We start from the raw sequence: 358 nt of genomic DNA, 5'->3' as shown, positions 1-358 counted from the left end.
AGGGTTCAGACGGCTTCCTGCGCTCGACTTGCATGTATTAGGCACGCCGCCAGCGTTCGTCCTGAGCCAGGATCAAACTCTCCAAAGAAATTGATATAGCTCTTAAATTGACGAAGCTTGCGCTTCATTCAAAAATTGTAAAACTTTTTTTGCCTCATCGTTCAGTTTTCAAAGACCAAAAAAATAAATGGTCGGGAAGACAGGATTCGAACCTGCGACCCCTTGGTCCCAAACCAAGTGCTCTACCAAGCTGAGCTACTTCCCGTTAAAATGGTGCACCCTGAGAGATTCGAACTCCCGGCCTTTAGATTCGTAGTCTAACGCTCTATCCAGCTGAGCTAAGGGTGCATATGGTGCG

General features: G+C 47.2%; 2 tRNA genes and 1 rRNA gene. All 3 read right to left on the bottom strand.

The window, feature by feature from the left end:
* Positions 1-88, bottom strand: a 16S ribosomal RNA gene (locus tag KNO69_RS15285); the annotation flags it as partial.
* A gap of 100 nt (positions 89-188) precedes the next feature.
* Positions 189-265, bottom strand: a tRNA-Pro gene (locus KNO69_RS15280).
* A gap of 6 nt (positions 266-271) precedes the next feature.
* Positions 272-348 (bottom strand) — tRNA-Arg (locus KNO69_RS15275).
* Between the last annotated feature and the right edge of the window lie 10 nt (positions 349-358).

It is taken from the genome of Exiguobacterium sp. s131, assembly GCF_018617345.1.
GTDB lineage: Bacteria > Bacillota > Bacilli > Exiguobacteriales > Exiguobacteriaceae > Exiguobacterium > Exiguobacterium profundum.
Note: the sequence above shows the minus strand (reverse complement) of the source record. Positions and strands in the feature narration are given on the sequence as shown.